This is a genomic window from Variovorax sp. GW821-FHT09A10, assembly GCF_059418385.1.
Genome location: NZ_JBWKPT010000001.1, coordinates 691,237 through 717,190 on the forward strand (window position 1 = coordinate 691,237; position 25,954 = coordinate 717,190).

Consider the following 25,954-nt stretch of genomic DNA (forward strand, 5'->3'; position numbering starts at 1 on the left):
GCGCGGCACCCCGTGGGGGTGCGCATGCGACAACGGCGGCCAAGCGCCGCCGGGGCCGTAGATTAACCTGAGTTCACAAAGCTTGCCGGCGGCCCCCGCCAGGGGCCGGGGCGCGCCTACAGCACGAGGATCGCGCGGAAGTCGTTGACGTTGGTGTTCGTCGGACCGGTCACGAACAGGTCGCCGATGGCGTCGAAATAGCCGTAGGCGTCGTTGCGGTCGAGGTGGTCGGACAGCTTCTTGCCCTGCGCCGTGGCGCGCGCCAGGGTGTCGGGCGTGACGAAGGCGCCGGCGTTGTCTTCCACGCCGTCGATGCCGTCGGTGTCGGCGGCCAGCGCCCACACCTGCGGCTGGCCCATGAGCGCGCCGGCCAGGCCCATGCAGAACTCGCCGGCCCGCCCGCCGCGGCCCTTGGCCTGGCCGGGCTGGCGCGGACGGATGGTGACCGTGGTCTCGCCGCCCGACAGGATGACGCAGGGCCGGGCGAAGGGCTCGCCGCGCAGGGCCACGGCGCGGGCGAGCGCCGCATGCACCTTGCCCACTTCGCGCGATTCGCCTTCCATTTCGTCGCTCAGCACGTGCACGCCGATGCCGGCGGCGCGCGCGGCCGCGGCGGCGGCTTCGAGCGACTGCTGCGGCGTGGCGATGAGGTGGGTGCTGTGGCCGGCGAACGCGGCGTCGTCGGGCTTGGGGGTTTCGAGCGCGCCGCTGGCGAGCTGCGCGCGCACGGGCGCCGGCACCTCGATGCCGTAGCGGTCGAGGATGGCCAGCGCGTCGGCGCAGGTGGTGGCGTCGGGCACGGTGGGGCCGCTGGCGATCACGGCCGGGTCGTCGCCGGGCACGTCGCTGATGGTGAGCGTGACCACGCGCGCCGGCGCGCAGGCCGCCGCGAGCCGGCCGCCCTTGATGCGCGACAGGTGCTTGCGCACGCAGTTCATCTCGCCGATGTGGGCGCCGCTGTCGAGCAACTGCTTGTTGATGCGCTGCTTGTCGGCCAGCGTGAGGCCCTCGGCCGGCAGCACCAGCAGCGACGAGCCGCCGCCGGAGATGAGGCACAGCACGAGGTCGTCGGCCGTGAGGCCCTGCGTGAGCGCCAGGATACGCTCGGCCGCCTGCTGGCCGGCCGCGTCGGGCACGGGGTGCGCGGCCTCGACGAGCTCGATGCGCTGCGGCACGCCTGCGGGGCGCGGCGGAATGTGGTCATAGCGCGTGACGACCAGGCCCGACAGCGGCGCGTCGGCCGGCCACAGCGCTTCGAGCGCCTGCACCATCGAGCCGCCGGCCTTGCCGGCGCCCAGCACCACGGTGCGGCCCTTGGGCGGCTGGGGCAGGTGCGCGCCCAGCGTGGACAGCGGCAGCGCGCGGTCCACCGCCACGCGGTACAGGTGTTCGAGGAAGGCCCGCGGGGCTTCGCGCGGGTCGGAAACGGCGGTTGCGGAGGGCGAGGTCGATGCGGTCATGGCTTGCGTGTTGTCTCGGTTGGCGATTGTGCGACGACCGGCGGCCCGCCCTGGCAGGCCGCTGCGCCTCTAGTTCGTCTTGGCGCCGGCCTGGAACCAGCGGCTGATCAACGCCCGCTCTTCGTCGGTGATGTGGGTCGCGTTGTTCATCGGCATGATCTTGGTCACCACGACCTGCTGGTAGATCGCCTGGGCGTGCGCCGCCACCTGGTCGGGCGTGTCGACGCGCACGTTCTTCATCTGCACGGCCGCGCCGTGGCACATGAAGCAGCGCTGCTCGAGCACCTTCTGCACGTCCTGGAAAGCCACGGCGGGCGCGGCCTGGGTGGTGGCAGCCACGGGCGCGGCCGGCTCGGGCTTCATCCACACGATGGTCAGGCCCAGCACCGCGATGCCGACCATGGCGTAGGGCAGCGGGTTGCCCGCGTTGCCCAGCTTGAAGCGGTGGCGCACCACGAAGAACTGCCGGATGGCCGCGCCGCCGAGCATGATCAGCAGCAGCACGATCCAGTTGTACTTGTGCGTGTAGGTGAAGCTGTAGTGGTTGCTCAGCATCGCGAACAGCACCGGCAGCGTGAAGTAGGTGTTGTGCACGCTGCGCTGCTTGCCGCGCTGGCCGTGCACCGGGTCGACCGGGCGGCCTTCGCGCAGCGCCTTCACGTTCTTGCGCTGGCCGGGGATGATCCAGAAGAACACGTTGCCGCTCATGGTGGTGGCCATCATGGCGCCCACCAGCAGGAAGGCCGCGCGGCCCGCGAACCACTGGCAGGCCAGCCAGGTCGCGAAGGCGATGAAGATCGCGATCAGCACGCCCACGATGGTGTCGCCGTGCTTGCGGCGCCCGAAGATCTGGCAGATGCCGTCGTAGACCATCCAGAACACGACGAAGAAGGCCAGCGCCACGGCAATGGCGGCGCCGGGCTGCCAGTCCATCTTGCTCTTGTCGATGAGGTACGTGCTCGCGTTCCACAGGTACGACATCGTGAACAGCGCAAAGCCCGTGAGCCAGGTCGAGTAGCTTTCCCAGTACGACCAGTGCAGGTGGTCGGGCAGCTTCTTGGGCGCCAGCGCGTACTTCTGGCTGTTGTAGAAGCCGCCGCCGTGCACGGCCCATTGCTCGCCGCCCACGCCCTTGTCGAGCGACTCCTGGTCCTGCGGCTTCTCGAGGCTGTTGTCCAGCATCACGAAGTAGAAGGAGGCGCCGATCCATGCGATGGCGGTGATGACGTGGACCCAGCGCAGCAGCAGGTTGGCCCAGTCGAGGTAATAGCTTTCCATGTGCTCTCTCTCAACCCTGTCGGCGCGTGGGGGCGCCAAGGAGGGGTTTCAGCCTGCTCACCACCGCGGGCGCTGTAAGCAGAGAAAGTGCCGCGAACGCAGGTCCGTTGAAATGGACCTCGCTCCGCTGCGGCTTGTTGTGGACCGAAAGTGTATACAGTTTTGGCACGAGGCGGGATGCTATTTGCGGCGTCGTCGCCAAGGGAAAACCCTGTTCAGCCCAGCGATTGCAACAACTGTGCCGCCACGGCCACCGCGATCACCTCGGGTTCCTTGCCCGTGATGCCGGGCACGCCGATCGGGCAGGTGACGCGCGCCAGCTCGTCAGCCGTGAAGCCGCGCGCCTCCAGCCGGTGGCGGAAGGTGGCCCATTTGGTCTTGCTGCCGATGAGGCCGATGTAGGGCAGGTCGTTGCGCGCGCGCAGGCGCTTCAGGCAGGCGATGACGATGTCCAGGTCTTCGGCATGGCTGAAGCTCACGATCAGCACGCGGCTGCCGGGCGCGAGCGCGGCCACCGCGTCCTGCACGGGCTCGGAGTGCTCGGTGTCGATCTGCGCGGGCAGTGCGTCGGGGAACACGCCGTCGCGGCTGTCGATCCAGCGCACCGAGAACGGCAGCACGGCCAGCAGGCGCGCCAGCGCGGCGCCCACATGGCCGCCGCCGAACAGCGCCACGGGTTCGAGCTGCGCGACCAGTTCTTTTTGCAGCGCGGGCGCGTCGGCCGCGCCGATGCGACGGTAGGTCAGGAACATCACGCCGCCGCAGCACTGGCCCAGGCTCGGGCCCAGCGGGTAGCGCTGCACGCCGTCGAGGCTGCGCGTGCCGGCCAGGATCTCGCGCGCTTCCTGCGTGGCCTGGAACTCGAGCTGGCCGCCGCCGATGGTGGCCGTGAGCCCGTCGGCCCACACGGCCATCCAGGTGCCGGCCTCGCGCGGGGCCGAGCCCTGCGTCGATTCGACGCGCACCAGAACCGCGTCTTCGGTGCGAAGACGCGCCAGCAATTGATCAACCGCACCATTCATGCCCGAAACCTTCGGTTGCCTGGCCCGCAACGACTCACGGTATAACCCCGGCGATGATGACGAACCGCCAGCTTACGCCGCGCCGCCTCGCCTGGGCCGCCACTGTTCTTTCCGCCTTGTGGCTCGCCGGCTGCGGCTCGACGGGCTCGGTGCCCGGCCAGCTGAGCGGCGCCAGCAACGCACAGGGCAGCGGGCCCGCGCCGCGCGCCTCCAGTGCGGCCACCGCGCGCGACTACCGCCGCGACGCCGCACGCCACATCTACAACGCCAACCCCTCGCGCATCTACAAGGGCCAGATGCCGCCGCTGCTGTACGCGGTCGGCACGCTGCAGGTGAACCTGGACACCGGCGGCAAGGTGGTCTCGATGCACTGGCTGCGCGCGCCCAAGCACGCGCCCGAGGTGATCGCCGAGATCGAGCGCGCCGTGCTGCAGGCCGCGCCCTTCCCGCCCGCCCAGCGCCTGGGCGCAGTCACGTGGACCGACACCTGGCTGTGGGACAAGAGCGGGCGCTTCCAGCTCGACACCCTGACCGAAGGACAGCAACAAGGGGACTGACCTCAGGAGCCCCGATAGGTGGAGTAGCTCCACGGGCTCACGAGCAAGGGCACGTGGTAGTGCTGGTCGGTGTGCGCCACGCCGAAGTCCAGCGCCACCTTGTTCAGGAAATTCGGCTCCGGCAGCGTCACGCCGCGGGCCTTGAAATAACCCGCCACGTCGAACACCAGCCGATAGGTGCCGACCTTGATCGAGTTGTTGTCGTAGAGCGGGCCGTCGCTGCGGCCGTCCGAATTCAGCGTGAAGCGCTTCACCAGCGTCGCGGCGTCGCCGTCGGTGGTGTACAGCGCCACCTCCATGCCGGCCGCGGGGCCGCCGTGCATCGTGTCCAGTACGTGAGTGCTCAAGCCCATGGGGCCTCCTTCAAAGGGGTGTCGAATCGGTGAGATCGGGGTGCGGGAAATTCCGGTGGACAAAAGTGTATACAGTTACCGGCTTTGGGTCTATCATGAAAAACATGGAGTCCTCCACCACCCGTTCGATCGTCGATGCCCTCACGAAGGCCATCGTCGAGCACCGCCTTCAGCCCGGCACCAAGCTCGCCGAGCAGAAGCTGGCCGATCACTTCGGCGTGTCGCGCACCTTGGTGCGCCAGGCGCTGTTCCAGCTCTCGCAGAACAAGCTGATCCGGCTCGAGCCGGCGCGCGGCGCCTTCGTGGCCGCGCCCGCCGTCGACGAGGCCAAGCAGGTGTTCGCCGTGCGCCGCATGCTCGAGGCCGAAATGACCCGCGCCTTCGTGCGCAGCGTCACGCCCGCCAAGATCAAGGCGCTCAAGGAGCACGTGGCGCTCGAGAAATCGGCCGTCGGCGGCGAAGACGTGTCGGGCCGCACCGAACTGCTGGGCGACTTCCACGTGCGCATGGCCGAGCTCATGGGCAACCAGGTGCTGGCGCAAATTCTGGGCGAGCTGATCTCGCGCTGCGCCCTCATCACGCTCATGTACCAGAGCACCAGCGCCGCCGAGCACTCCAACGACGAGCACGCCGACATCGTGAAGGCGCTGGCCGCGCGCGACGAGGAACTCGCTGTGCGCCTCATGACCGAGCACCTGGAACACGTCGAGGCCAACCTCACCTTCGACCGCAAGGTCCCGACCAACGACATCTCCCTCGCGCTGTCCTGATCCACACCATGACCGTCTACGACACCACCCTGCCCTACCCGCGCGACCTGATCGGCTACGGCCGCAACCCGCCCCACGCCCGCTGGCCCGGCGGCGCGCGCGTGGCGGTGCAGTTCGTCCTCAACTACGAAGAAGGCGGCGAGAACGCCACGTTGCACGGCGACGCGGGCTCCGAGCAGTTCCTGTCCGAGATGTTCAACCCGGCGAGCTTCCCCGACCGGCACATCAGCATGGAAGGCATCTACGAGTACGGCTCGCGCGCCGGCGTGTGGCGCATCCTGCGCGAGTTCGAAAAGCGCGGCCTGCCGCTCACCGTCTTCGGCGTGGGCATGGCACTGCAGCGCTACCCCGAGCTCACCGCCGCCTTCAAGGAACTCGGCCACGAGATCGCCTGCCACGGCTGGCGCTGGATTCACTACCAGAACCTCGATGAAGCCACCGAGCGCGAGCACATGCGCCTGGGCATGGAAGCCATCGAAAAGCTCACCGGCGAGCGCGCGCTCGGCTGGTACACCGGCCGCGACAGCCCGCGCACGCGCCGCCTCGTGGCCGACTACGGCGGCTTCGAGTACGACAGCGACTACTACGGCGACGACCTGCCCTTCTGGATGAAGGTGCAAAAGACCGACGGCAGCGTCGTGCCGCAGCTCATCGTGCCCTACACGCTCGACTGCAACGACATGCGCTTTGCGCTGCCGCAGGGCTACTCGCACGCCGACCCGTTCTTCCAGTACATGAAGGACACCTTCGACGCGCTGTACGCCGAAGGCGACCCGAACGGCGACGACAGCCCCAAGATGATGAGCATCGGCATGCACTGCCGCCTGCTCGGCCGCCCCGGCCGCATCACGGCGCTGCAGCGCTTCCTCGACCACATCGCCACGCACGACAAGGTCTGGGTCTGCCGCCGCGTCGACATCGCACGCCACTGGAAGCAGGCGCACCCCTTCGAAGCCGGAGCCGCATCATGAGCACCCCTCTCCTCACCCTCGCCCAACTCAACGCCGCGGGGCCGGCCGCTGCCGTCGCCATGCTCGACGGCGTGTACGAACACTCGCCCTGGATCGCGCAGCGCGCGCTGGTGCAGCGCCCCTTCCGCTCGCTCGCGCATCTGAAGCACGCGCTGGTACAGGCGTTGGCCGCGTCGTCGGCCGATGAGCAGATCGGCCTGATCCGCGCCCACCCCGAGCTCGCCGGCAAGGCCATGGTCAGCAAGACGCTCACCGCCGAGTCGACCAACGAGCAGAACAAGGCCGGCCTGACCGACTGCACGCCTGAAGAGTTCGCGCAGATCCAGAAGCTCAACGCCGACTACAACGCGAAGTTCGGCTTCCCGTTCATCCTGGCCGTGCGCGGCCCGCGCGGCACGGGCCTGGCCAAGCGCGAGATCATCGAGACCTTCGCGCGACGGCTGCACAACCACCCGAGCTTCGAGCTCGGCGAGGCGCTGCGCAACATCCACCGCATCGCCGAAATCCGCCTGAACGACAAGTTCGGCGCCGACATCACGCTCGGCAACGACGTGTGGGACTGGCAGGAGCAGCTGTCGGTGCACACCGACCCCGGCTATGCCGAGAAGGGCCAGCTCACCGTCACCTACCTGACCGACGCGCACCGCGCCTGCGCCGCGGACATCTCGGGCTGGATGCGTGACTGCGGCTTCGACTCCGTGCACATCGATGCCGTGGGCAACGTGGTCGGCCGCTACGAAGGCGCCAAGCCTGACGCCAAGACCCTGCTCACCGGCTCGCACTACGACACCGTGCGCAACGGCGGCAAGTACGACGGCCGCCTGGGCATCTTCGTGCCCATGGCCTGCGTGCGCGAACTCAAGCGCCAGAACCGCCGCCTGCCCTTCGCCTTCGAAGTCGTCGGCTTCGCCGAAGAAGAAGGCCAGCGCTACAAGGCCACCTTCCTCGGCTCGGGCGCGCTCATCGGCCACTTCGACCAGCGCTGGCTCGACCAGAAGGACGCCGACGGCATCACCATGCGCGAGGCCATGCAGCACGCCGGCCTGAAGGAAGAAGACATTCCGAAGATCCAGCGCGACCCCGCGCGCTACCTCGGCTTCGTCGAGGTGCACATCGAGCAGGGGCCCGTGCTCACCGAGCTCGACCTGCCGCTGGGCATCGTCACCTCCATCAACGGCAGCGTGCGCTACGTGGGCGAAGTCATCGGCATGGCCAGCCACGCCGGCACCACGCCCATGGACCGCCGCCGCGACGCCGCCGCCGCCGTGGCCGAACTCATCCTCTACACCGAGCAGCGCGCCGCCAAAGACGGCGACTCGGTCGGCACCGTGGGCATGCTCGAAGTGCCCAGCGGCTCGATCAACGTCGTGCCCGGCCGCTGCAAGTTCAGCCTCGACCTGCGCGCGCCCAACAACGCGCAGCGCGACGCGCTGGCGAACGACGTGGTCGCTGCACTGAAGGACATCTGCGAACGCCGCGGCGTGCGCTACGAGCTCGAGGAAACCATGCGCGCCGCCGCCGCGCCGAGCGCACCCGCCTGGCAGCAGCGCTGGGAACAGGCCGTCGACGCGCTGGGCATTCCGCTCTTCCGCATGCCCAGCGGCGCCGGCCACGACGCGATGAAGCTGCACGAGGTGATGCCGCAGGCCATGCTCTTCGTGCGCGGCATCAACTCGGGCATCAGCCACAACCCGCTCGAGTCGAGCACCAACGACGACATCCAATTGGCCGTGCAAGCATTCCAACTGCTGCTGGACAACCTCGCCGCCGAACAAGCCCACTGACCGCCCCCACAAGAACAACCACCATGACCGACTACGCCAAACTCGACGCCTGGATCGACGCCCACTTCGACGAGGAAGTGCAATTCCTGCAGCAACTGGTGCAGGTGCCCACCGACACGCCGCCCGGCAACAACGCGCCGCACGCCGAGCGCACCGCCGAGCTGCTGAAGGACTTCGGCCTCGACGCCGAGAAGCACGCCGTGCCCGCGCAAGAGGTGAAGGACTACGGCCTCGAATCGATCACCAACCTGATCGTGCGCCGCAAATACGGCAACGGTGGCCGTACCGTCGCGCTCAACGCCCACGGCGACGTGGTGCCGCCCGGTGAAGGCTGGACGCACGACCCCTACGGCGGCGAGATCGTCGATGGCAGCCTGTACGGCCGCGCCGCCGCCGTCAGCAAGAGCGACTTCGCCAGCTTCACCTTCGCGCTGCGCGCGCTCGAGGCCGTGGCCAAGCCCACAAAGGGCAGCATCGAGCTGCACTTCACCTACGACGAAGAGTTCGGCGGCATCCTCGGCCCGGGCTGGCTGCTCGAGAAGGGCCTGACCAAGCCCGACCTCATGATCGCGGCCGGCTTCAGCTACGAAGTGGTCACCGCCCACAACGGCTGCCTGCAGATGGAAGTCACCGTGCACGGCAAGATGGCCCACGCCGCCGTGCCCACCACCGGCATCGACGCGCTGCAGGGCGCCACCAAGATCCTGAACGCGCTGTATGCGCAGAACACGCTCTACCAGCAAGTCACGTCGAAGGTCGAGGGCATCACGCACCCGTACCTGAACGTGGGCCGCATCGAGGGCGGCACCAACACCAACGTCGTGCCCGGCAAGGTCGTGTTCAAGCTCGACCGCCGCATGATCCCCGAAGAGAACCCGGTCGAGGTCGAGGCCAACATCCGCCAGGTGATCGCCGATGCCGCCGCCGAAAGCGCGGGCATCACGGTCGAGATCAAGCGCATGCTGCTCGCCAACTCCATGAAGCCGCTGGCCGGCAACCAACCGCTGGTCGACGCGATCCAGAAGCACGGCGGCGAGCTGTTCGGCGAGCCCATCAAGGCCATGGGCACGCCGCTGTACACCGACGTGCGCCTGTACGTCGAAGCCGGCATTCCCGGCGTGATCTACGGCGCCGGCCCGCGCACCGTGCTCGAGTCGCACGCCAAGCGCAGCGACGAGCGCGTGGTGCTCGAAGACCTGCGCCGCGCGACCAAGGTGGTGGCGCGCACGCTCAGCGACCTGCTGGCCTGACCCTCGTGATTTGTCCCCGGCAACCGGGGACAAGCTTATGGAAAACTCGCGGAACAACTCCGCGAGGCCTTGTCCCGTAAGGGCTGGCGCCGGATTGCCCATCTGGAAGGCACCCTCCTTCACCCCGTACGCCATGCCTCCATTCCTGCGCGCTCTCCCGTCGGCCATCCTGGCTGCCGCCGCCGTGCACGCGCACGCCGCAGACAGTTGGGCATGGGCGCCGGTGAAGAAAGCCCCCATTTCACCGCCGCCCGGCCAAAGCTGCAGGCCCTGGTTGTTGCGAACGGTCGCGCCAGCGTGCACGTTTCCGCGCCCGCGGCCACAGCAATTGCGCCACGTGCCATGCCCCCAGGACGTGGCACGCGCAGGCTTCAGGGCTTCAGGCCGTCGCCCAGCACGATGCCCTCGCGCCGCGGATCCACGCCGCCGGTGAGCCAGGGCTGGCCGCCGGCCCGCGTGCGGATGATGGTGCTGATGCCGCTGGACTGCGGCGTGACGGACACCGTGTGGCCCAGCGCCTTCAGCCCCTGCACCAGCGGATCGTTGGCGCCGTCGTTCGCCGCATTGATCGCCGGATGTTCACCACCGACACTGGTGGTCTTGCTGTTCGATGCACCGAAGTCCACCAGCGAGGTGGCCTGCTGCGCATCCAGTCCCCAGTCGAGCACGCCCACCAACGTCTTGGTGACGTACTGGATGATCGCGCCGCCGCCCGGCGAGCCGGTGCCCATCATGAACTCGCCGATGCCACCATCGGGGTGATTGTGGAACACCAGCGTGGGCGCCATCGAGCTGCGCGGGCGCTTGCCGGGCGCGACGCGGTTGGCGATCTGGAGGTTATTGCTGTCAACCGGCTGGGCCGAGAAGTCGGTCAGTTGGTTGTTCAGCAGGAAGCCCTTGGTCATGTGGAAAGAGCCCATCGAGCTTTCGATCGTGGTGGTCATCGTCACCACGTTGCCCTGCTTGTCGACCACGGTAAAGTGGGTAGTGCCGTGCTCCTCGGTCTTGTCGATGCCCTGTGGTACAGGCCCGAAGTTGCCCGCCTGCGCGGTGCCCATGCTTTTGCTCAGGCTGATCAGGCCGGCGCGGTTCCGCAGGTAGGCCTTGTCCAGCAGCGCGATCGGACTGCCGGGCCGCGGCAAGTAATTGGGGCCCGGCAGCGGCACGAAGTCGGTGTCGGCGATGTACTTGTCGCGATCGGCATAGGCCAGGCGCTCGGCCTCGCTCACCAGGTGCACGCCCATCACCGTCGGCTTGCCTCCCTCCAAGTCGATCGCCGTGGGCTTGTAGGGTGCGAGGTCGAAGTTCTCCAGGACGCCCAGCGCCGACAGCACCGTGATGCCGCCCGACGATGGCGGCGGCATGCCGCAGATCCAGTAGGCGCGGTAGCTCGCACACATCGGATCACGCCGCTTGGCCTGGTAGCCGGCCAGGTCGGCCACGGTGGTCTTGCCGGGGGTGATGGCTGAGCCGTCGACGGCCGCGGCAACGGCAATCTTGGCGACGATCGCCTGGCCGATTTCACCGGTGTAGAGCGCATCCGCACCGCCGGCCGCCAGCGCCTGCAGGGTCTTGGCGTACGCCGGGTTTTTCAACCGGGTGCCGAGGGCCTTGGGCGTTCCGTCCGCGTTGAAGAAATAGGCCGTGGCCTCGGCATCGCGCTGCAGGTTCTTGGTGTTGTCGACAATCGCCTGGGCCATGCGCCCGCCGATGGGGAAGCCGTCGCTGGCGAGCTGGATGCCGTAGTCGAACAAGCCCTTCCATGGCAGCTTGCCTTGGTCCTGGTAGGCCAGCTCCAGCATGCGCATCACGCCGGGCGTGCCGATCGACCGGCCACTGGCGCGCAGCACGTCGGTCGGCTTGGGCGCGGTCTGGTCGCTCGCGTCGTCGATCCAGCGCAGGTAGTTCTGGGTCGCCGCGGCCGGCGCGGTCTCGCGCCCGTCGTAGGCCTGCACCCTCCTCGTCGCCGCGTCGTAGTGCAGCATGAAGGCGCCGCCACCCAGGCCGCTGGACTGCGGCTCCACAAGGCCCAGCACCGCCTGCACCGCCACCGCGGCATCGACCGCGCTGCCGCCAGCCTTGAGCACGTCGCAGCCGGCGCGCGTGGCCAGCGGGTGGTTGGCCACCACCATGTACTGCTTCGCATAGACCAGCTTGTGGCCCAGCACATAGCCGGACGAGGGCTCGGGCGCGGCCGGGTCGCCGGGCTCACTGGAACCGACCACCACCGGCGCGCCGCCGGCTTCGATCAGGCAGCCGTTGTCGGGTGTGGGCGGCGCGGGCGGCCGGTTCGCATTGTTGATGGCCGCCACGGCGGCCATCAGCGCGGCACTGTCCTGCGCGCTGTTGCCGGAGCCGCCGCCGCAGCTCCACAGGCTGAGCGAGAGAGCGATGGGTGCGAGCACCCAGCACGCATGTCGTCGATTCATGAGGTCTCCTGACTGCTGTTGGTGGCAATGCAAGGGCCGGTTTACGTGCCCGCCCGCGCCGAGTCTAGTGGCCCAGCGTCGGCTGCGGCATCGTAATCGCGCACGCCGCGATGACTTCGCGACATGGTCCGCCCGGGAAAACCCGTAGCGCAACTCCTTATTTCGTTCTTGATTGGGTTCAATTTTTGTATACAAATAACGCACCCATAAAGACGGCGCGAAATTTGCGTCAAAAAGTCCCTCATCCCAACCAAGTACGAGGAAAGACCATGAGCACAGTCGCCAGCCATGCCCCCGCGGGGGCCAGCGAAGCCGGCATCGCGCCGCACGCGGAATCGAACGCCCTCATCAAGCCGGGCTACGACCCGCGCCTGACCAACGAGGACCTCGCCCCGCTGAAGAAGCAGACCTGGGGGCAATACAACATCTTTGCGTTCTGGATGTCCGACGTGCACAGCGTGGGCGGCTACATCACGGCCGGCAGCCTGTTCGCGCTGGGCCTGTCGAGCTGGCAGGTGCTGGTGGCGCTGCTGGTGGGCATCGTGATCGTGCAGGTCTTCTGCAACCTGGTGGCCAAGCCCAGCCAGGTGACCGGCGTGCCCTACCCCGTGGTGTGCCGCGCCTCGTTCGGGGTGCTGGGCGCCAACATTCCGGCCATCATCCGCGGGCTGATCGCGGTGGCCTGGTACGGCGTGCAGACCTACCTCGCGTCGGCGGCCTTCATGGTGCTGGCGCTGCACATGGCCCCCGGCCTGGCGCCGTATGCCGACGTGGCGCAGTACGGCTTCGTCGGCCTCTCGGCCCTGGGCTGGGTGGCGTTCATGGTCATGTGGGTGCTGCAGGCCTTCGTGTTCTGGCACGGCATGGAAGCCATCCGCAAGTTCATCGACTGGGCCGGCCCGGCGGTGTACGTGGTGATGGCGGTGCTGTGCGGCTGGTTGGTGTGGAAGGCCGGCTGGAGCAACATCGACCTGAACCTGGGCGGCATCAAGTTCCAGGGCTGGGACGCGCTGCCGGTGATGCTCTCGGCCATCGCGCTGGTGGTGAGCTACTTCAGCGGCCCGATGCTCAACTTCGGCGACTTCTCGCGCTACGGCAAGAGCTTCGACGCGGTGAAGAAGGGCAACTTCTGGGGCCTGCCGATCAACTTCGTGTTCTTCTCGCTGCTCACGGTGATCACCACAGCCGCCACGCTGCCCGTTTTTGGTGAACTGATCACCGACCCGGTGCACACCGTGGGCAAGATCGACAGCACCACGGCCGTCGTGCTGGGCGCGCTGACCTTCATGATCGCCACCATCGGCATCAACATCGTGGCCAACTTCGTGTCGCCGGCCTTCGACTTCTCGAACGTGGCGCCGCAGCACATCAGCTGGCGCACGGGCGGCATGATCGCCGCGGTGGGCTCGGTGTTTCTCACGCCCTGGAACCTTTACAACAGCCCCGAGGTCATCCACTACACGCTGGACGTGCTGGGCTCGTTCATCGGGCCGCTGTTCGGCATCCTGATTGCCGACTACTACATCGTGCGCAAGCAGCGCATCGACGTCGACGCGCTCTACACGATGAGCCCCAAGGGCCAGTACTGGTACAGCGGCGGCTACAACCCGAAGGCGATCCAGGCGCTGGTGCCCTCGGCCCTCGTGCCCATCCTGTGCGTGATGGTGCCGACGCTGCGCGGTGCCGCCAACTATGCGTGGTTCATCGGCATGGGCCTGGGCTTCATCCTGTACGTGCTGCTGAACCGCAACAACAAGACCTGAAACTGTAGAGAGTAAGAAAGGGACCGCGCCGTGCGCATCAAGATCATCAACCCCAACACCACCTGGAGCATGACCGAGAAGATCGGTGCCTGCGCCCGCGCGGTGGCGCACGCCGGCACCGAGATCGTGGCTGTGAGCCCGGCCATGGGGCCGGTCTCCATCGAGAGCCACTACGACGAGGCGCTGGCCGTGCCGGGGTTGCTGCAGGAGATCGCCGCGGGCGAGCGCGACGGCATCGACGGCTACGTGATCGCCTGCTTCGGCGACCCGGGCCTGAAGGCCGCACGCGAGCTGGCGCGCGGCCCGGTGGTCGGCATCGCCGAGGCGGCGATGCACCTGGCCAGCATGATCGGCAGCCGCTTCAGCGTGGTGACCACACTGGGCCGCACCATGGGCCAGGCCTGGCACCTGGCCGAGATCTACGGCATGGAGCGCTTTTGCGCCAACGTGCGCGCCTGCGAGCTGCCGGTGCTGGAACTGGAAGAACCGGGCTCCAACGCCCGCGAGCGCATCGTCGACGAATGCCGGCGCGCGCTCGAAGAAGACGGCGCCGACTGCATCGTGCTCGGCTGCGCCGGCATGACCGACCTGTGCGCGCACATCGAGCAGGTGCTCGGCGTGCCGGTGATCGACGGCGTGGCCGCCGGCACCAAGCTCATCGAATCGCTGGTGGCGCTGAAGCTGCGCACCAGCAAGCGCGGCGAACTCGCAAAGCCTTTGCCCAAGCCCATCATTGGCGCGCTCGAAGGCTTCACCCTCACGCGCTGAGCCACAATCGACGGATGCCCCGCGCCAGTTCCAAAACCTCCGTCCCTTCCGCCGCCCCCGTTGCCGAAACGGCCGAGAACGGCACGGCGCCGGCCGACAAGAGCAGTTCCATCGAGAGCATCGCCAACGACATCGCCACCGCGATCGTCGAGAAGCGCCTGCCGCCCGGCACCTGGCTGCGCGAAGAGGCGCTGGGCCGCGTCTACTCGGTGAGCCGCACCAAGGTGCGCGCGGCGCTGCTGATGCTGTCGAAGGACAAGCTCATCGAGATGATTCCCGACAAGGGCGCCTTCGTCTGCCAACCCACGGTGGACGAGGCACGCGAGGTGTTCGCGGTGCGCCGCATCCTGGAGCGCGAGGTGGTGCGCCTGTTCATCGCCAACGCCCGGCCGCGCGACTACCAGACGCTCGAGCAGCACATCAAGTTCGAACGCACCGCGCTGCGCCAGAGCACCATGGGCACGGTGCGCGAGAAACTGCTGGGCGACTTCCATGTGGCGCTGGCCGAGGCCACCGGCAACCACACGCTGGCCGAGATGGTGCGCGAACTCGTGGCGCGCAGCTCGCTGATCGCGATGCTTTATCACTCGTCGAACGACCCGCACTGCTCGTCCGACGAGCATTCCGACTTCCTGCGCCTGTGCCGCAAGGGCGACGTGGAAGCGGCCGTGACCTGCATGATCGAGCACCTCGAACGCATCGAGGCCAGTCTCGAACTGGGCACCGAGAAGCCCGACCGCCAGCTCGATCTGGTGAAGGCGCTGCTGGCCTGAACCTGCGTCGCTGACGCACCCCACTCCCAACACCTGAGCGCCGGCCGAAACGCCGGATGCCTCGGCGCGCGCCTCCCACAGCGCTTCTTCGCCGGGTTCGGGTTTACCTGAATCTGGATTGCCGCATAAATTGTATACAGTTTCGCGTACACAACTGGTGTGCGCGACGGCCCTCCGACGCGCATCACTGCTCCCGTTCCCCTCGCCGCGCCAGGAGACAACGATGACGGCAGATTCCCTTTCCAGCAATGTCCATCCCGTGGACCAGCGCCTGCCTTCGGGCAAGCTCGCGGCCCTCGGCCTGCAGCACGTGCTCGTGATGTACGCAGGCGCCGTCGCGGTGCCGCTCATCGTGGGCCGCGCGCTCAAGCTCTCGCCCGACGAGGTCGCGCTGCTGATCTCGGCCGACCTGTTCTGCTGCGGCATCGCCACACTGATCCAGGCGCTGGGCGCCACGCAGTGGTTCGGCATCAAGCTGCCCGTGATGATGGGCGTGACCTTCGCCTCGGTGGCGCCCATGGTCGCCATCGCCAACGCCAACCCCGGGCAGAACGGGGCGCAGCTGCTGTTCGGCGCCATCATCGGCGCGGGGGTGATATCGATACTGATCGCGCCGCTGGTGAGCCGCATGCTGCGGTTCTTTCCGCCGGTGGTGACGGGCACGATCATCGCGGTCATCGGCATCAGCCTGATGCGCGTGGGCATCAACTGGATCTTCGGCAACCCCGTGGGCCCGACGGCGCCCGCGCTGGTCGACCCGGTGTACGCCAAGTGGCTGGCCGAGGTCACCTCGCCGGGCAGCTCGATCCCCGCGGTGCCCAAGGGCTTCGCGATCATGCCCACCGTGCCCAACCCCAAGTACGCCGATCTGTCGGGCTTCGGCGTGGCCGCGCTGGTGCTGGTGTCGATCCTCCTGATCGTGAAGTACGCCAAGGGCTTCATCGCCAACATCTCGGTGCTGCTGGGCATCGTGATCGGCGCGGTGGTGGCCTCGCTCACCGGCCTCATGACCTACGAGAAAGTCGGCAAGGCCGCCTGGGTCGACATCGTGCTGCCCTTCCACTTCGGCATGCCGCTGTTCGACCCCATCCTGATCCTCACGATGACGCTCATCATGATCGTCGTGATGATCGAATCGACCGGCATGTTCCTCGCGCTGGGCGAAATGACCGACCGCAAGATCAGCCAGCAAGACCTGGCCAAGGGCCTGCGCACCGACGGCCTGGGCACGCTCATCGGCGGCATCTTCAACACCTTCCCGTACACCAGCTTCTCGCAGAACGTGGGCTTGGTGGCCGTTACCGGCATCAAGAGCCGCTATGTCTGCGTGGCCGGCGGCGTGATCCTGATCGTGCTGGGCCTGCTGCCGAAGATGGCCGCGCTGGTCGAGTCGCTGCCCACCGTGGTGCTCGGCGGCGCGGGCCTCGTGATGTTCGGCATGGTGGCCGCCACCGGCATCCGCATCCTGTCGGGCGTGGACTTCAAGACCAACCGCCACAACGCGATGATCGTCGCCGTGGCCATCGGCGTCGGCATGATTCCGCTCATCGCCCCCAACTTCAAGCAGTGGATGCCGCACTCGATCCACTCGCTGATCGAGTCGGGCATTTTGCTGGCGTCGATCACGGCGGTGCTGCTGAACCTGTTCCTGAACGGTGCGAAGCACGACGAAGAAGCGGTGATCGCGGCGGCCAAGCACGCCGACGCGCACTGATGAACTAGATCATCGCCAACGGCGTCTTGCGCTTGGGCACCGGATAGATCCGGTCCAGCGCCGCCAGGGTCGTCGCATCGAGCTGCAGCTCGGCGGCGGCCCTGTTTTCTTTCAGGTGCGCGCTGCGCACCGCCTTCGGGATCGCCGCCACGCCCGGGCGCGCGATGACCGCGGCCAGCGCCAGTTGCGCGGCGCTCACGCCGAGGTCCGCCGCCAGCCGGCCCAACGCCTCGTCGCCCGCCAGCGCGCCCTGGTCGATCGGGCTGTAGGCCATCAGCGGCATGCCGCGTTCGCGCTGCCAGGGCAGCAGGTCGAACTCGGGGCCGCGCTCGCCGAGCGACAGGTACACCTGGTTGGCCGCGCAGGCCGGGCCTTGGCCGATGAGCTCCGCCAGCTCCTGCATGTCGTCGGTGTCGAAGTTGCTCACGCCCCAGTGGGCGATACGGCCGACCGCGACCAGTTCGTGCATCGCCTCGACCGTGTGCGCCAGCGGGTGGTTGCCGCGCCAGTGCAGCAGGTACAGGTCGATGTGCTCCAGCCCCAGCCGCGCCAGGCTGCGTTCGCAGGCCTGGCCCGTGCCACGGCGGCTGGCGTTGTGCGGGTAGACCTTGCTGACGATGAAGAGGTCTTCGCGCTGCACGTCGCCCGCGCGCAGCGCCTCCGCCACGGCCTGGCCGACCACGGTCTCGGCGCCGCCCTCGCCGTACATCTCGGCCGTGTCGATCAGGCGGTAGCCCAGCCCGATGGCCTCGCGCACCGCGGCCACCTCGGCCGCGTGGCGGGTGGCGTCCTCGCCCATGCGCCAGGTACCGAGACCAAGAACCGGCATCTCGCCGCCGGTGGGGAGTGGAAGTGTTCGCATGGGCACGATGGTACGCAGGCCCTTTGGGCGGGTGCCCGGGTGCGGGTTTTCCGCCCCCGGCGCCTTCTAATTTTTCGAAGCGCAAGTCAGTTCGATGACCATCAATTTCTTATCTTCCGCCGTGTTCTGGCGTTTTGGCCTTCTCTTTTTGTCAATGCCTGGTGGGTGCCAACCCCCATCGCGCGCGCCCCACCCGCTCCTAGAATTTTTTGACGGCCTGATGTCACAAGCGTCGGCGCTCTTATCGAAACGGTTCAGGAACAGGTTGAGTCAATGCAGCAGAAGCAAAAGCACAGGATTGCCGTCATTCCCGGAGACGGCATCGGCGTCGAAGTCATGCCCGAGGGCCTTCGCGTGCTCGACGCGGTCAGTCGGCGCTTCGGCATCGATTTCGCGTACGACCATTTCGACTGGGGCTCCGACCACTACGTGCGCACCGGCCTGATGATGCCGGCCGACTGGGCCGACAAGATCCAGGGCCACGACGCGATCTACTTCGGTGCCGTGGGCGACCCGGCCAAGGTGCCCGACCACATCGCCGTGTGGGGCCTGCTCATCAAGATCCGCCGCGACTTCGACCAGTACGTCAACCTGCGTCCCGTGCGCCTGATGCCCGGCGTGCCCGGCCCGCTGGCGCACCGCAAGCCCGGCGACATCGACTTCCTCGTCGTGCGCGAGAACACCGAAGGCGAATACACCTCGGTGGGCGGACGCCTGTTCGAAGGCACGCCGCGCGAGATGGCGATCCAGGAAGCCGTGTTCACCCGCGTGGGTGTCGACCGCATCATCGACTACGCGTTCCAGCTCGCCAACCGCCGCAAGCGCAAGAACCTGGTGGCCGCCACCAAGTCGAACGGCATCTCGATCACCATGCCCTACTGGGACGAGCGCCTGGCCGAGATCGCCACGCGCTACCCCGACGTGGCCACGAGCAAGTACCACATCGACATCCTGTGCGCGCACTTCGTGCAGCACCCCGACTGGTTCGACGTGGTCGTGGCCTCCAACCTGTTCGGCGACATCCTCTCCGACCTGGGCCCGGCCTGCACCGGCACCATCGGCATCGCGCCCAGCGCCAACCTGAACCCGGAGCGCAAGTTCCCCTCGCTGTTCGAGCCCGTGCACGGCTCGGCACCCGACATCGCGGGCAAGGGCATCGCCAACCCCATCGGCCAGATCTGGTCGGCCGCGCTCATGCTCGACCACCTGGGCGACAACGACCCCGTGTACGCACAGGCCTCGGCGGCCGTGCTCTCGGCGATCGAGACCGTGCTCAGCGAAGGCCCGCGCACACGCGACATGGGCGGCACCGCCAACACGGTGGACGTGGGCCGCGCGATTGCCGAGTGCATCGCTTCGGCATGACGCCTCCCGACCCTCTTTTTCGCAGGAAGCGAAACGCGCGGCGCACACCCGCAGCGTGCCCCCGTGCTCAGGGCACTGGGTGCTTCCCGCAGCGAAATCAAGGAGGAGGCCGCAGGCCGGGGGACATTCGCGGAGGGAAGTACCCGGTGTCCTGTGCACGCGCCCTGAACAGCGACAAACAACGGAGCCACTGAACCATGGGCCTGTTCCTGCTCAAGCGCACCTTGACGCTCATCGGCACGCTGATCGGCGCGTCCGTCATCGTGTTCCTGGTGCTCGAAATTCTCCCCGGCAATGCCGCGCAGATGCTCATGGGCCCCGACGCCTCGCCCGACGCCGTCGCGGCCCTGGCCACCAAGCTCGGCCTCGACCAGCCCGCGTGGACCCGCTACTGGCACTGGATCGGTGGTCTGCTCACCGGCAACCTCGGTGACAGCTACGCCTACAGCTCGCCCGTGATCGACCTGATCCTGGAACGTTTGGCCCTCACCGTGCCACTGGCCGTGATGGCGATGGCCCTGACCGTCGTCATCGCATTGCTCGTGGGCGTGACCGCCGCGGCGCGCCACAACAAGCTCGGCGACGTCGGCCTCATGGGCATGGCCCAGGTCGGCATCGCCATTCCCAACTTCTGGTTCGCGATCCTGCTGATCCTCGTGTTCTCGGTGCAGCTGCAGTGGTTCTCCGCCGGCGGCTTCGAGGGCTGGGGCGAAGGCATCTTCGCGGGATTGAAATCGCTGCTGCTGCCGGCGCTCTCGCTGGCCGTGGTGCAGGCAGCCATCCTCGCGCGCATCACACGCTCGGCCGTGCTCGAGGTGATGCGTGAAGACTTCGTGCGCACGGCGCGCGCCAAGGGCGTGTCGCAGCGCATGGTGCTGTGGACCCACGTGCTGCGCAACGCGATGATTCCGGTCATCACCGTCATGGGCATGCAGTTCTCCGAGCTGCTGGCCGGCACCATCGTGGTGGAGAACGTGTTCTACCTGCCCGGCCTCGGCCGCCTGATCTTCCAGGCCATCAGCAACCGCGACCTGATCGTGGTGCGCAACTGCGTGATGCTGCTCGCGGCCATGGTCGTCATCGTGAACTTCGTGGTCGACGTGCTCTACGCCGTCATCGACCCGCGCATCAAGGCGAGCGACATATGAGCGCCATCCTCTCCCCTTCCGTGCCCGCTTCCGCCGCGCCCCTCGCGCCCGGCTTCTGGCGCCGCGCGGTCAAGCACCGCAGCTTCGTCATCGGCGGCGTGTTCGCGCTGCTGCTGTTGCTGGCTGCCTTGCTCTCCTTCGTCTGGACGCCCTGGTCGCCCTACGCGATGGACATGGCGAACAAGATGCAGGGGCCCTCGGCCACGCACTGGCTCGGCACGGATGCCTTCGGGCGCGACGTGGCTTCGCTGCTGCTCGTGGGCGCACGCGCGTCCATCCTCGTGGGCGTGATCGCCGTGGGCATCGGCCTCGTGGTCGGCACGGCGCTGGGACTGCTCGCTGCTGCGAGGCGCGGCTGGGTCGAGGAGGCCGTGATGCGCCTGTCGGACTTCACGCTCGCCTTCCCCGCCATCCTCTCGGCCATCATGATGACGGCCGTGTTCGGCGCCGGCATCGTCAACGCGATCATCGCCATCGGTATATACAACATCCCGACCTTCGCACGCATCACGCGCGCCTCGGCCAACGCCGTCTGGTCGCGCGAATACGTAGCCGCGGCACGCGCCTGCGGCAAGGGAAGCTTCGCGATCACGATGCAGCACGTGCTGCCCAACATCTCCGCCGTGCTGATCGTGCAGATCACGATCCGCTTCGCCATCGCGATCCTGGCCGAAGCTGCGCTGTCGTACCTCGGCCTCGGCACGCAGCCGCCCCAGCCTTCATGGGGCCGCATGCTCAGCGAAGCCCAGACCCTCATGTTCCAGCAGCCGCTGCTGGCCGTCTTCCCCGGCATGGCCATCGCCTTCGCGGTGCTCGGCCTGAACCTGCTGGGCGACGGTCTGCGCGACCTGCTCGATCCGCGCCTGGCCCGCGCAAGGTAGACCGCCATGCCCCTTCTCGAAGTCAACGACCTCCACATCGGCTTGCAGACGCAACGCGGGCCGGCTGAAGCCGTGCGCGGCATTTCCTTCTCGCTGGAGCGCGGCGAAACGCTGGGCATCGTCGGCGAGTCGGGCTGTGGCAAGTCGATCACCGTCATGTCGCTCATGGGCCTGCTGCCCGCGACCGCGAAGGTCACGGGCAGCATCAAGCTCGACGGCCAGGAACTCGTCGGCCTGCCCGAAAAGCAGATGTGCCAGCTGCGCGGCAACCGCATCGGCATGATCTTCCAGGAGCCGATGACGGCGCTGAACCCGGTGCACACCATCGCGCGCCAGGTCGGCGAACCGCTGATGCTGCACCGCGGCCTCACCAAGGCGCAGGCACGCAAAGAGGCCCTCGACCTGCTCGACCGCGTCGGCATTCCCGATGCTGCCTCTCGCCTCGACGCCTACCCGCACCAGTTCTCCGGCGGCCAACGCCAGCGCATCGGCATCGCGATGGCACTGGCCTGCGGCCCCGACCTGCTGATCGCCGACGAGCCCACCACCGCGCTCGACGTGACGATCCAGAAGCAGGTGCTCGACCTGATCCAGGGCCTGGTCGCCGAAATGGGCATGGCGCTGATCCTCATCTCGCACGACCTCGGCGTGATCGCCAGCAGCGTGCAGCGCATGCTCGTGATGTACGGCGGCAGCGCGGTGGAAAGCGGCCCGACCGAGACGGTCTTTGCCGACCGCGCCCACCCCTACACACGCGGCCTGTTCGCCGCGCGCCCCGCGCTCGGCGCCGTGCGCGCGGGCCGGCTGCCCACCATCCGCGGCAGCGTGCCCGAGCTGGTCGACATTCCGCGCGGCTGCGGCTTCGCGGGCCGCTGCGACTTCACGACCGACGCCTGCCACACCACGAAACCGCCGGTGGCCCGCCAACCCAACGGCCATGCGGTGAGCTGCCTGCACCTCGACGCCGTCGCCGCGCACGCCACGCTGGCCGCCGCATGAGCACCCCGATGACTTCGACGTCTTCCTCTTCGACCCCGCTGCTGCAGGTGACCGACCTCGTGCGGCACTACGCCCTGCCACGCGAAAAGCTCTTCGGCCCGCCCCCCACCGTGAAGGCGCTCAACGGCGTGAGCTTCGAGGTGCAAGCCGGCAAGAGCGTGGGCATCGTCGGCGAGTCGGGCTCGGGCAAGTCGACCATCGCGCGCCTCGTGATGGCACTGGACACGCCGACCTCGGGCAGCGTCGCGCTCGAAGGCCGCAACCTGCACACGCTCTCGAAGGCCGAGCTGCGCACCGCGCGGCGCGACTTCCAGATGGTGTTCCAGGACCCGTACGGCTCGCTCGACCCGCGCCAGACCGTCGCGCGCATCGTCGCCGAGCCGCTCGAAGCGCTGGCCGAAACGCGCCGCGCCGAGCAGCGCGAACGCGCCGCCGAAGCGCTCGCCGCCGTGGGCCTGCGCACCACCGACCTCGACAAGTACCCGCACGAGTTCTCCGGCGGCCAGCGCCAGCGCATTGCCATCGCGCGCGCACTCATCACGCGCCCCAAGCTCATCGTGGCCGACGAGCCCGTGAGCGCGCTCGATGTCTCGGTGCAGGCCCAGGTGCTCAACCTCATGCAGGACCTGCAGCAGCAGTTCGGCATCAGCTACCTGCTCATCAGCCACGACCTCGCGGTGGTCAACCACCTGTGCGACGAGGTGTGCGTGGTGTTCAAGGGCCAGATCGTGGAACGCGGCCAGCCCGCCGAACTTTTTGCCCACGCGCAACACCCATACACACGCACCTTGCTGTCGGCCGTGCTGCACACGCCATCGCGGTAGACCCGAACGGGTCGAACCGGCAGCCTCTTTTTTCTTCCAGGAGAACCCCCGAATGTTGAAGCGACGCACCCTCATGGGCACCGCCATCGCCGCCGCGATCCCCGGCGCCTTCCCGCTGTTCGCGCAGGCCCAGACCGGCAAGAACATGCTGACCATCGGCATGCCGCTGGAACCGCCGGGCCTGGACCCGACCACCGCCGCCGCTTCGGCCATTGCCGAGATCGCGCACTACAACATCTTCGAGACGCTGACCAAGATCAACGCCGACGGCAGCGTGACGCCGCTGCTGGCCGAGAGCTGGACCGTGTCGCCCGACCTGAAGACCCACACCTTCAAGCTGCGCAAGGGCGTGAAGTTCGAGAACGGCGAGGCCTTCGACGCCGCCGCCGTCAAGTTCAGCTTCGAGCGCGCGGCCGGCGAGAAGAGCACCAACAAGGACAAGCGCTTCTTCAGCGAGATCAGCCTGAAGACGCCCGACGCCGACACGGTGGTCATCACCACCGCGCAGCCCAACCCCGACCTGCTCTTCATGCTCGGCCAGGCCACCGCCTGCATCGTCGAGCCCAAGAGCGCCGACACCAACGCCACCAAGCCCGTGGGCACCGGCCCCTACAAGCTCGACAGCTGGCAGCGCGGCTCGGCCTGTTCGCTGGTGAAGTCGCCGACGTACCGCAACCCGGCGCTGGCCAAGGTCAACAAGTTCGTCTTCAAGTTCATGTCCGACTCGGCCGCGCAGACCGCGGCGCTGATGGCCGGCGACATCGACATCTTCCCGCGCGCCGGCACGCGCAGCGTGGGCCAGTTCCGCGCCAACCCGCGCTTCCGCGTGCTCGAAGTGGGCACGCGCAGCAAGGTGATCCTGGCGATCAACAACAAGCGCAAGCCGCTGGACGACGTGCGCGTGCGCCGCGCCATCCTGGCTGCGGTGGACCGCAACGTGGTGATCCAGGGCGCGGCCGACGGCTTCGGCAAGGCCATCGGCAGCCACTACCCGATCGGCGCGCCGGGCTATGTCGACACCACCGGCATCAACCCCTTCGACATCGCCAAGGCGAAGAAGCTGCTGGCCGACGCGGGCGTGAAGACGCCGCTCGAACTGCGCATGACGCTGCCACCGCCTTCGTACGCGCGCCAGGGCGGCGAGGTGATCGCGGCCCAGCTCGCGGCCATCGGCATCAACGTGAAGATCCAGAACGTCGAGTGGGCCCAGTGGCTCAGCGGCACCTTCGGCGGCGGGCACGACTTCGACCTGAGCATCGTTGCGCACGTGGAGCCCTTCGACCTCGTGAAGTACACCGAGCCCGACTACTACTGGGGCTACGACTCGAAGAAGTTCCGCGACCTGTACGCCTCGGTGCAGAGCGAGCCCGACGAGAAGAAGCGCAACGCACTGCTCGGCGAAGCGCAGAAGATGCTCGCCAACGATGCCGTCAACGGCTTCCTGTTCCAGGCCGTGTTCCCCACGGTCGCGCGCAAGGAAGTGAAGGGCCTGTGGCCGAACATGCCGATCGTCGCGAACGACCTGGCTGCCATCTCGTGGGGTTGATGCGGCCATGACGAAGCCTTTGTATGCCCTGGGCGTGCAGGAACTGCACGCCGCCTACGCCACCAAGGAACTCTCGCCGGTCGAGGTGACGCGCGCGGTCAACGAACGCATCGCGGCCTGCGAGCCGCAGCTGCGCGCCACCTGGCTGTTCCGCCCCGAAGCCGCGCTCGAGCAGGCGCGCGCTTCCGAACAACGCTGGCTCGCCGGCACGCCGCGCGGCGCGCTCGACGGCGTGCCCGTGACCATCAAGGAAAACCTCGCGACCGAGGGCGACCCGATGCCGCTGGGCACCGCCGCCTACGAGCTCGTGCCGGTGACGTACGACTCGCCCCCCGCCGCGCGCCTGAAGGCCGACGGCACGGTGATGGTGGCCAAGACCACGATGCCCGACCTGGGCATGCTGTCGTCGGGCCTGTCGAGCTTTCACGACCTCTCGCGCAACCCATGGGACACCTCGCGCACGCCGGGCGGTTCCAGCGCGGGCGCCGGTGCGGCCGCCGCCGCAGGCTACGGCCCGCTGCACGTGGGCACCGACATCGGTGGCTCGCTGCGCCTGCCGGCCAGCTGGTGCGGCATCTTCACGCTCAAGCCCAGCTTCGGCCGCATTCCGCTGAGCTCGCCCTACATGGGCCGCTGCGCCGGCCCGATGACGCGCACCGTGGCCGATGCGGCGCTGATGATGGCCTCGGTCGCGCAGCCCGACGACCGCGACTATTCCGAGCTGCCGCCGCCCGTGATCGACTGGAACGCCTTCGAGGTCGATCCGTCGTTCCTCAAGGGCAAGCGCGTGGCGCTGCACATGGACGCCGGCTGCGGCCTGCCGCTCGATCCGCAGATCGCACAGGCCATCCGCGATGCCGCCAAACGCATCGAGGCCGCCGGCGCGCACGTCGAGGAAATCCCCGCCTTCATGACGCCGCAGATGCTGCAGGGCATGGACCACTTCTGGCGCATGCGCTCGTGCCTGGACATGCAGGCCATGAGCGCCGAGCAGCGCGCGAGGATCCTGCCGTACATCCGCGAATGGGCCGAGAGCGCGGCCGGTTTCTCGGGCGCGCACGTCTTCGACGGCTACAGCCAGTTCGTCGCCACGCGCGCGGCCACGGTCGCCGCCACCAAGGCCTATGACTTCGTGATCTCGCCGGTGTCGCCGAACATGCCTGCGCCCGCGGACCATGCCTCGCCCACCAACGACCCGATGCGGCCGCTGGAGCACATCGGCTTCACGGTGCCCTACAACATGTCGGAGCAGCCGGCGGCGTCGGTCAACTGCGGCTACTCGGCCGAGGGCCTGCCCATCGGCCTGCAGGTGGCCGGCCGCCGCTTCGACGACCTGGGCGTGCTGCAGTTCAGCCGCGCCTTCGAACAGATTCGCGACGCCCAGAAACCCTGGCCGGAACCCATCTGACCCGACCTGATCCGCCACACGGAGACACA

22 protein-coding genes are annotated in these 25,954 nt (G+C 68.0%); 16 read left to right on the forward strand and 6 right to left on the reverse strand.

Annotated features, from left to right (window positions below):
- Positions 1–116: 116 nt before the first annotated feature.
- From AC07Q9_RS03305 to xdhC, 3 genes are all read right to left on the reverse strand, one after another.
- The gene (locus AC07Q9_RS03305; RefSeq protein ID WP_495307353.1) at positions 117–1,460 is read right to left on the reverse strand and encodes a glycerate kinase type-2 family protein; all 1,344 of its coding nucleotides are present in this window, start codon (positions 1,458–1,460) and stop codon (positions 117–119) included.
- 69 nt (positions 1,461–1,529) lie between these two features.
- Complete coding sequence (locus tag AC07Q9_RS03310; protein ID WP_495307355.1) at positions 1,530–2,738, reverse strand: urate hydroxylase PuuD; 1,209 nt, start codon at positions 2,736–2,738, stop codon at positions 1,530–1,532.
- 215 nt (positions 2,739–2,953) lie between these two features.
- Positions 2,954–3,760, reverse strand: coding sequence for a xanthine dehydrogenase accessory protein XdhC (gene xdhC, locus AC07Q9_RS03315; protein ID WP_495307357.1), 807 nt, complete (start codon positions 3,758–3,760; stop codon positions 2,954–2,956).
- Positions 3,761–3,813: 53 nt separating this feature from the next.
- Here xdhC and AC07Q9_RS03320 point away from each other — a divergent pair, with 53 nt between their 5' ends.
- Entirely contained in the window at positions 3,814–4,317 is a 504-nt protein-coding gene (locus AC07Q9_RS03320) for a hypothetical protein (protein WP_495307359.1), read from the forward strand.
- Between the two features lie 2 nt (positions 4,318–4,319).
- Here AC07Q9_RS03320 and uraH read toward each other — a convergent pair whose 3' ends face one another.
- Entirely contained in the window at positions 4,320–4,670 is a 351-nt protein-coding gene (gene uraH, locus AC07Q9_RS03325; protein WP_070061690.1) for a hydroxyisourate hydrolase, read from the reverse strand.
- A gap of 95 nt (positions 4,671–4,765) precedes the next feature.
- Between uraH and AC07Q9_RS03330 the strand changes: the two genes are divergently transcribed.
- The 4 genes from AC07Q9_RS03330 to AC07Q9_RS03345 are packed head-to-tail and all read left to right on the forward strand — an operon-like array spanning position 4,766 to position 9,445.
- Complete coding sequence (locus AC07Q9_RS03330; RefSeq protein WP_056574067.1) at positions 4,766–5,440, forward strand: GntR family transcriptional regulator; 675 nt, start codon at positions 4,766–4,768, stop codon at positions 5,438–5,440.
- 8 nt (positions 5,441–5,448) lie between these two features.
- On the forward strand, positions 5,449–6,411 hold the full coding sequence (puuE, locus tag AC07Q9_RS03335; RefSeq protein WP_062480836.1) for an allantoinase PuuE: 963 nt from the start codon (positions 5,449–5,451) through the stop codon (positions 6,409–6,411).
- On the forward strand, positions 6,408–8,195 hold the full coding sequence (gene uraD / locus AC07Q9_RS03340) for a 2-oxo-4-hydroxy-4-carboxy-5-ureidoimidazoline decarboxylase (RefSeq protein WP_492677604.1): 1,788 nt from the start codon (positions 6,408–6,410) through the stop codon (positions 8,193–8,195). Before puuE ends, uraD begins: the two co-directional genes overlap by 4 nt.
- Positions 8,196–8,218: 23 nt before the next feature.
- Positions 8,219–9,445, forward strand: coding sequence for a M20 family metallopeptidase (locus AC07Q9_RS03345; protein ID WP_495307361.1), 1,227 nt, complete (start codon positions 8,219–8,221; stop codon positions 9,443–9,445).
- Positions 9,446–9,816: 371 nt separating this feature from the next.
- Here the strand turns inward: AC07Q9_RS03345 and AC07Q9_RS03350 are convergent, their stop codons facing one another.
- A complete protein-coding gene (locus AC07Q9_RS03350; protein WP_495307362.1) occupies positions 9,817–11,874 on the reverse strand; it encodes a gamma-glutamyltransferase family protein in 2,058 nt (685 codons plus the stop codon).
- Between the two features lie 269 nt (positions 11,875–12,143).
- Between AC07Q9_RS03350 and AC07Q9_RS03355 the strand changes: the two genes are divergently transcribed.
- From AC07Q9_RS03355 to AC07Q9_RS03370, 4 genes are all read left to right on the forward strand, one after another.
- The gene (locus AC07Q9_RS03355) at positions 12,144–13,637 is read left to right on the forward strand and encodes an NCS1 family nucleobase:cation symporter-1 (RefSeq protein WP_495307363.1); all 1,494 of its coding nucleotides are present in this window, start codon (positions 12,144–12,146) and stop codon (positions 13,635–13,637) included.
- Positions 13,638–13,667: 30 nt separating this feature from the next.
- Positions 13,668–14,405 carry an aspartate/glutamate racemase family protein gene (locus AC07Q9_RS03360; protein WP_101492710.1) on the forward strand — a complete coding sequence of 246 codons (738 nt, stop codon included), beginning with the start codon at positions 13,668–13,670 and terminating at the stop codon, positions 14,403–14,405.
- 14 nt (positions 14,406–14,419) lie between these two features.
- Positions 14,420–15,178 (forward strand): GntR family transcriptional regulator, encoded by a 759-nt coding sequence (locus tag AC07Q9_RS03365; protein WP_495307365.1) that lies wholly within the window; start codon positions 14,420–14,422, stop codon positions 15,176–15,178.
- A 223-nt stretch (positions 15,179–15,401) separates the two neighbouring features.
- Complete coding sequence (locus tag AC07Q9_RS03370) at positions 15,402–16,892, forward strand: nucleobase:cation symporter-2 family protein (protein WP_495271009.1); 1,491 nt, start codon at positions 15,402–15,404, stop codon at positions 16,890–16,892.
- A gap of 4 nt (positions 16,893–16,896) precedes the next feature.
- Here AC07Q9_RS03370 and AC07Q9_RS03375 read toward each other — a convergent pair whose 3' ends face one another.
- Positions 16,897–17,754 carry an aldo/keto reductase gene (locus tag AC07Q9_RS03375; RefSeq protein WP_495307367.1) on the reverse strand — a complete coding sequence of 286 codons (858 nt, stop codon included), beginning with the start codon at positions 17,752–17,754 and terminating at the stop codon, positions 16,897–16,899.
- 273 nt (positions 17,755–18,027) lie between these two features.
- On the opposite strand from AC07Q9_RS03375, the gene AC07Q9_RS03380 reads away from it, so the two are divergent.
- From AC07Q9_RS03380 to AC07Q9_RS03410, 7 genes are all read left to right on the forward strand, one after another.
- On the forward strand, positions 18,028–19,119 hold the full coding sequence (locus tag AC07Q9_RS03380) for a tartrate dehydrogenase (protein WP_070061680.1): 1,092 nt from the start codon (positions 18,028–18,030) through the stop codon (positions 19,117–19,119).
- Between the two features lie 197 nt (positions 19,120–19,316).
- Positions 19,317–20,267, forward strand: a complete 951-nt coding sequence (locus AC07Q9_RS03385; RefSeq protein WP_070061679.1) for an ABC transporter permease — start codon at positions 19,317–19,319, stop codon at positions 20,265–20,267.
- On the forward strand, positions 20,264–21,148 hold the full coding sequence (locus AC07Q9_RS03390) for an ABC transporter permease (protein ID WP_495307368.1): 885 nt from the start codon (positions 20,264–20,266) through the stop codon (positions 21,146–21,148). Before AC07Q9_RS03385 ends, AC07Q9_RS03390 begins: the two co-directional genes overlap by 4 nt.
- Before the next feature lie 6 nt (positions 21,149–21,154).
- Positions 21,155–22,147, forward strand: coding sequence for an ABC transporter ATP-binding protein (locus tag AC07Q9_RS03395; RefSeq protein WP_095744173.1), 993 nt, complete (start codon positions 21,155–21,157; stop codon positions 22,145–22,147).
- An 8-nt stretch (positions 22,148–22,155) separates the two neighbouring features.
- Positions 22,156–22,971 carry an ATP-binding cassette domain-containing protein gene (locus AC07Q9_RS03400; protein WP_095946733.1) on the forward strand — a complete coding sequence of 272 codons (816 nt, stop codon included), beginning with the start codon at positions 22,156–22,158 and terminating at the stop codon, positions 22,969–22,971.
- Positions 22,972–23,023: 52 nt separating this feature from the next.
- The gene (locus AC07Q9_RS03405) at positions 23,024–24,517 is read left to right on the forward strand and encodes an ABC transporter substrate-binding protein (protein WP_062479362.1); all 1,494 of its coding nucleotides are present in this window, start codon (positions 23,024–23,026) and stop codon (positions 24,515–24,517) included.
- A gap of 7 nt (positions 24,518–24,524) precedes the next feature.
- A complete protein-coding gene (locus tag AC07Q9_RS03410; protein ID WP_495307370.1) occupies positions 24,525–25,925 on the forward strand; it encodes an amidase in 1,401 nt (466 codons plus the stop codon).
- The last annotated feature ends 29 nt before the right edge of the window (positions 25,926–25,954 follow it).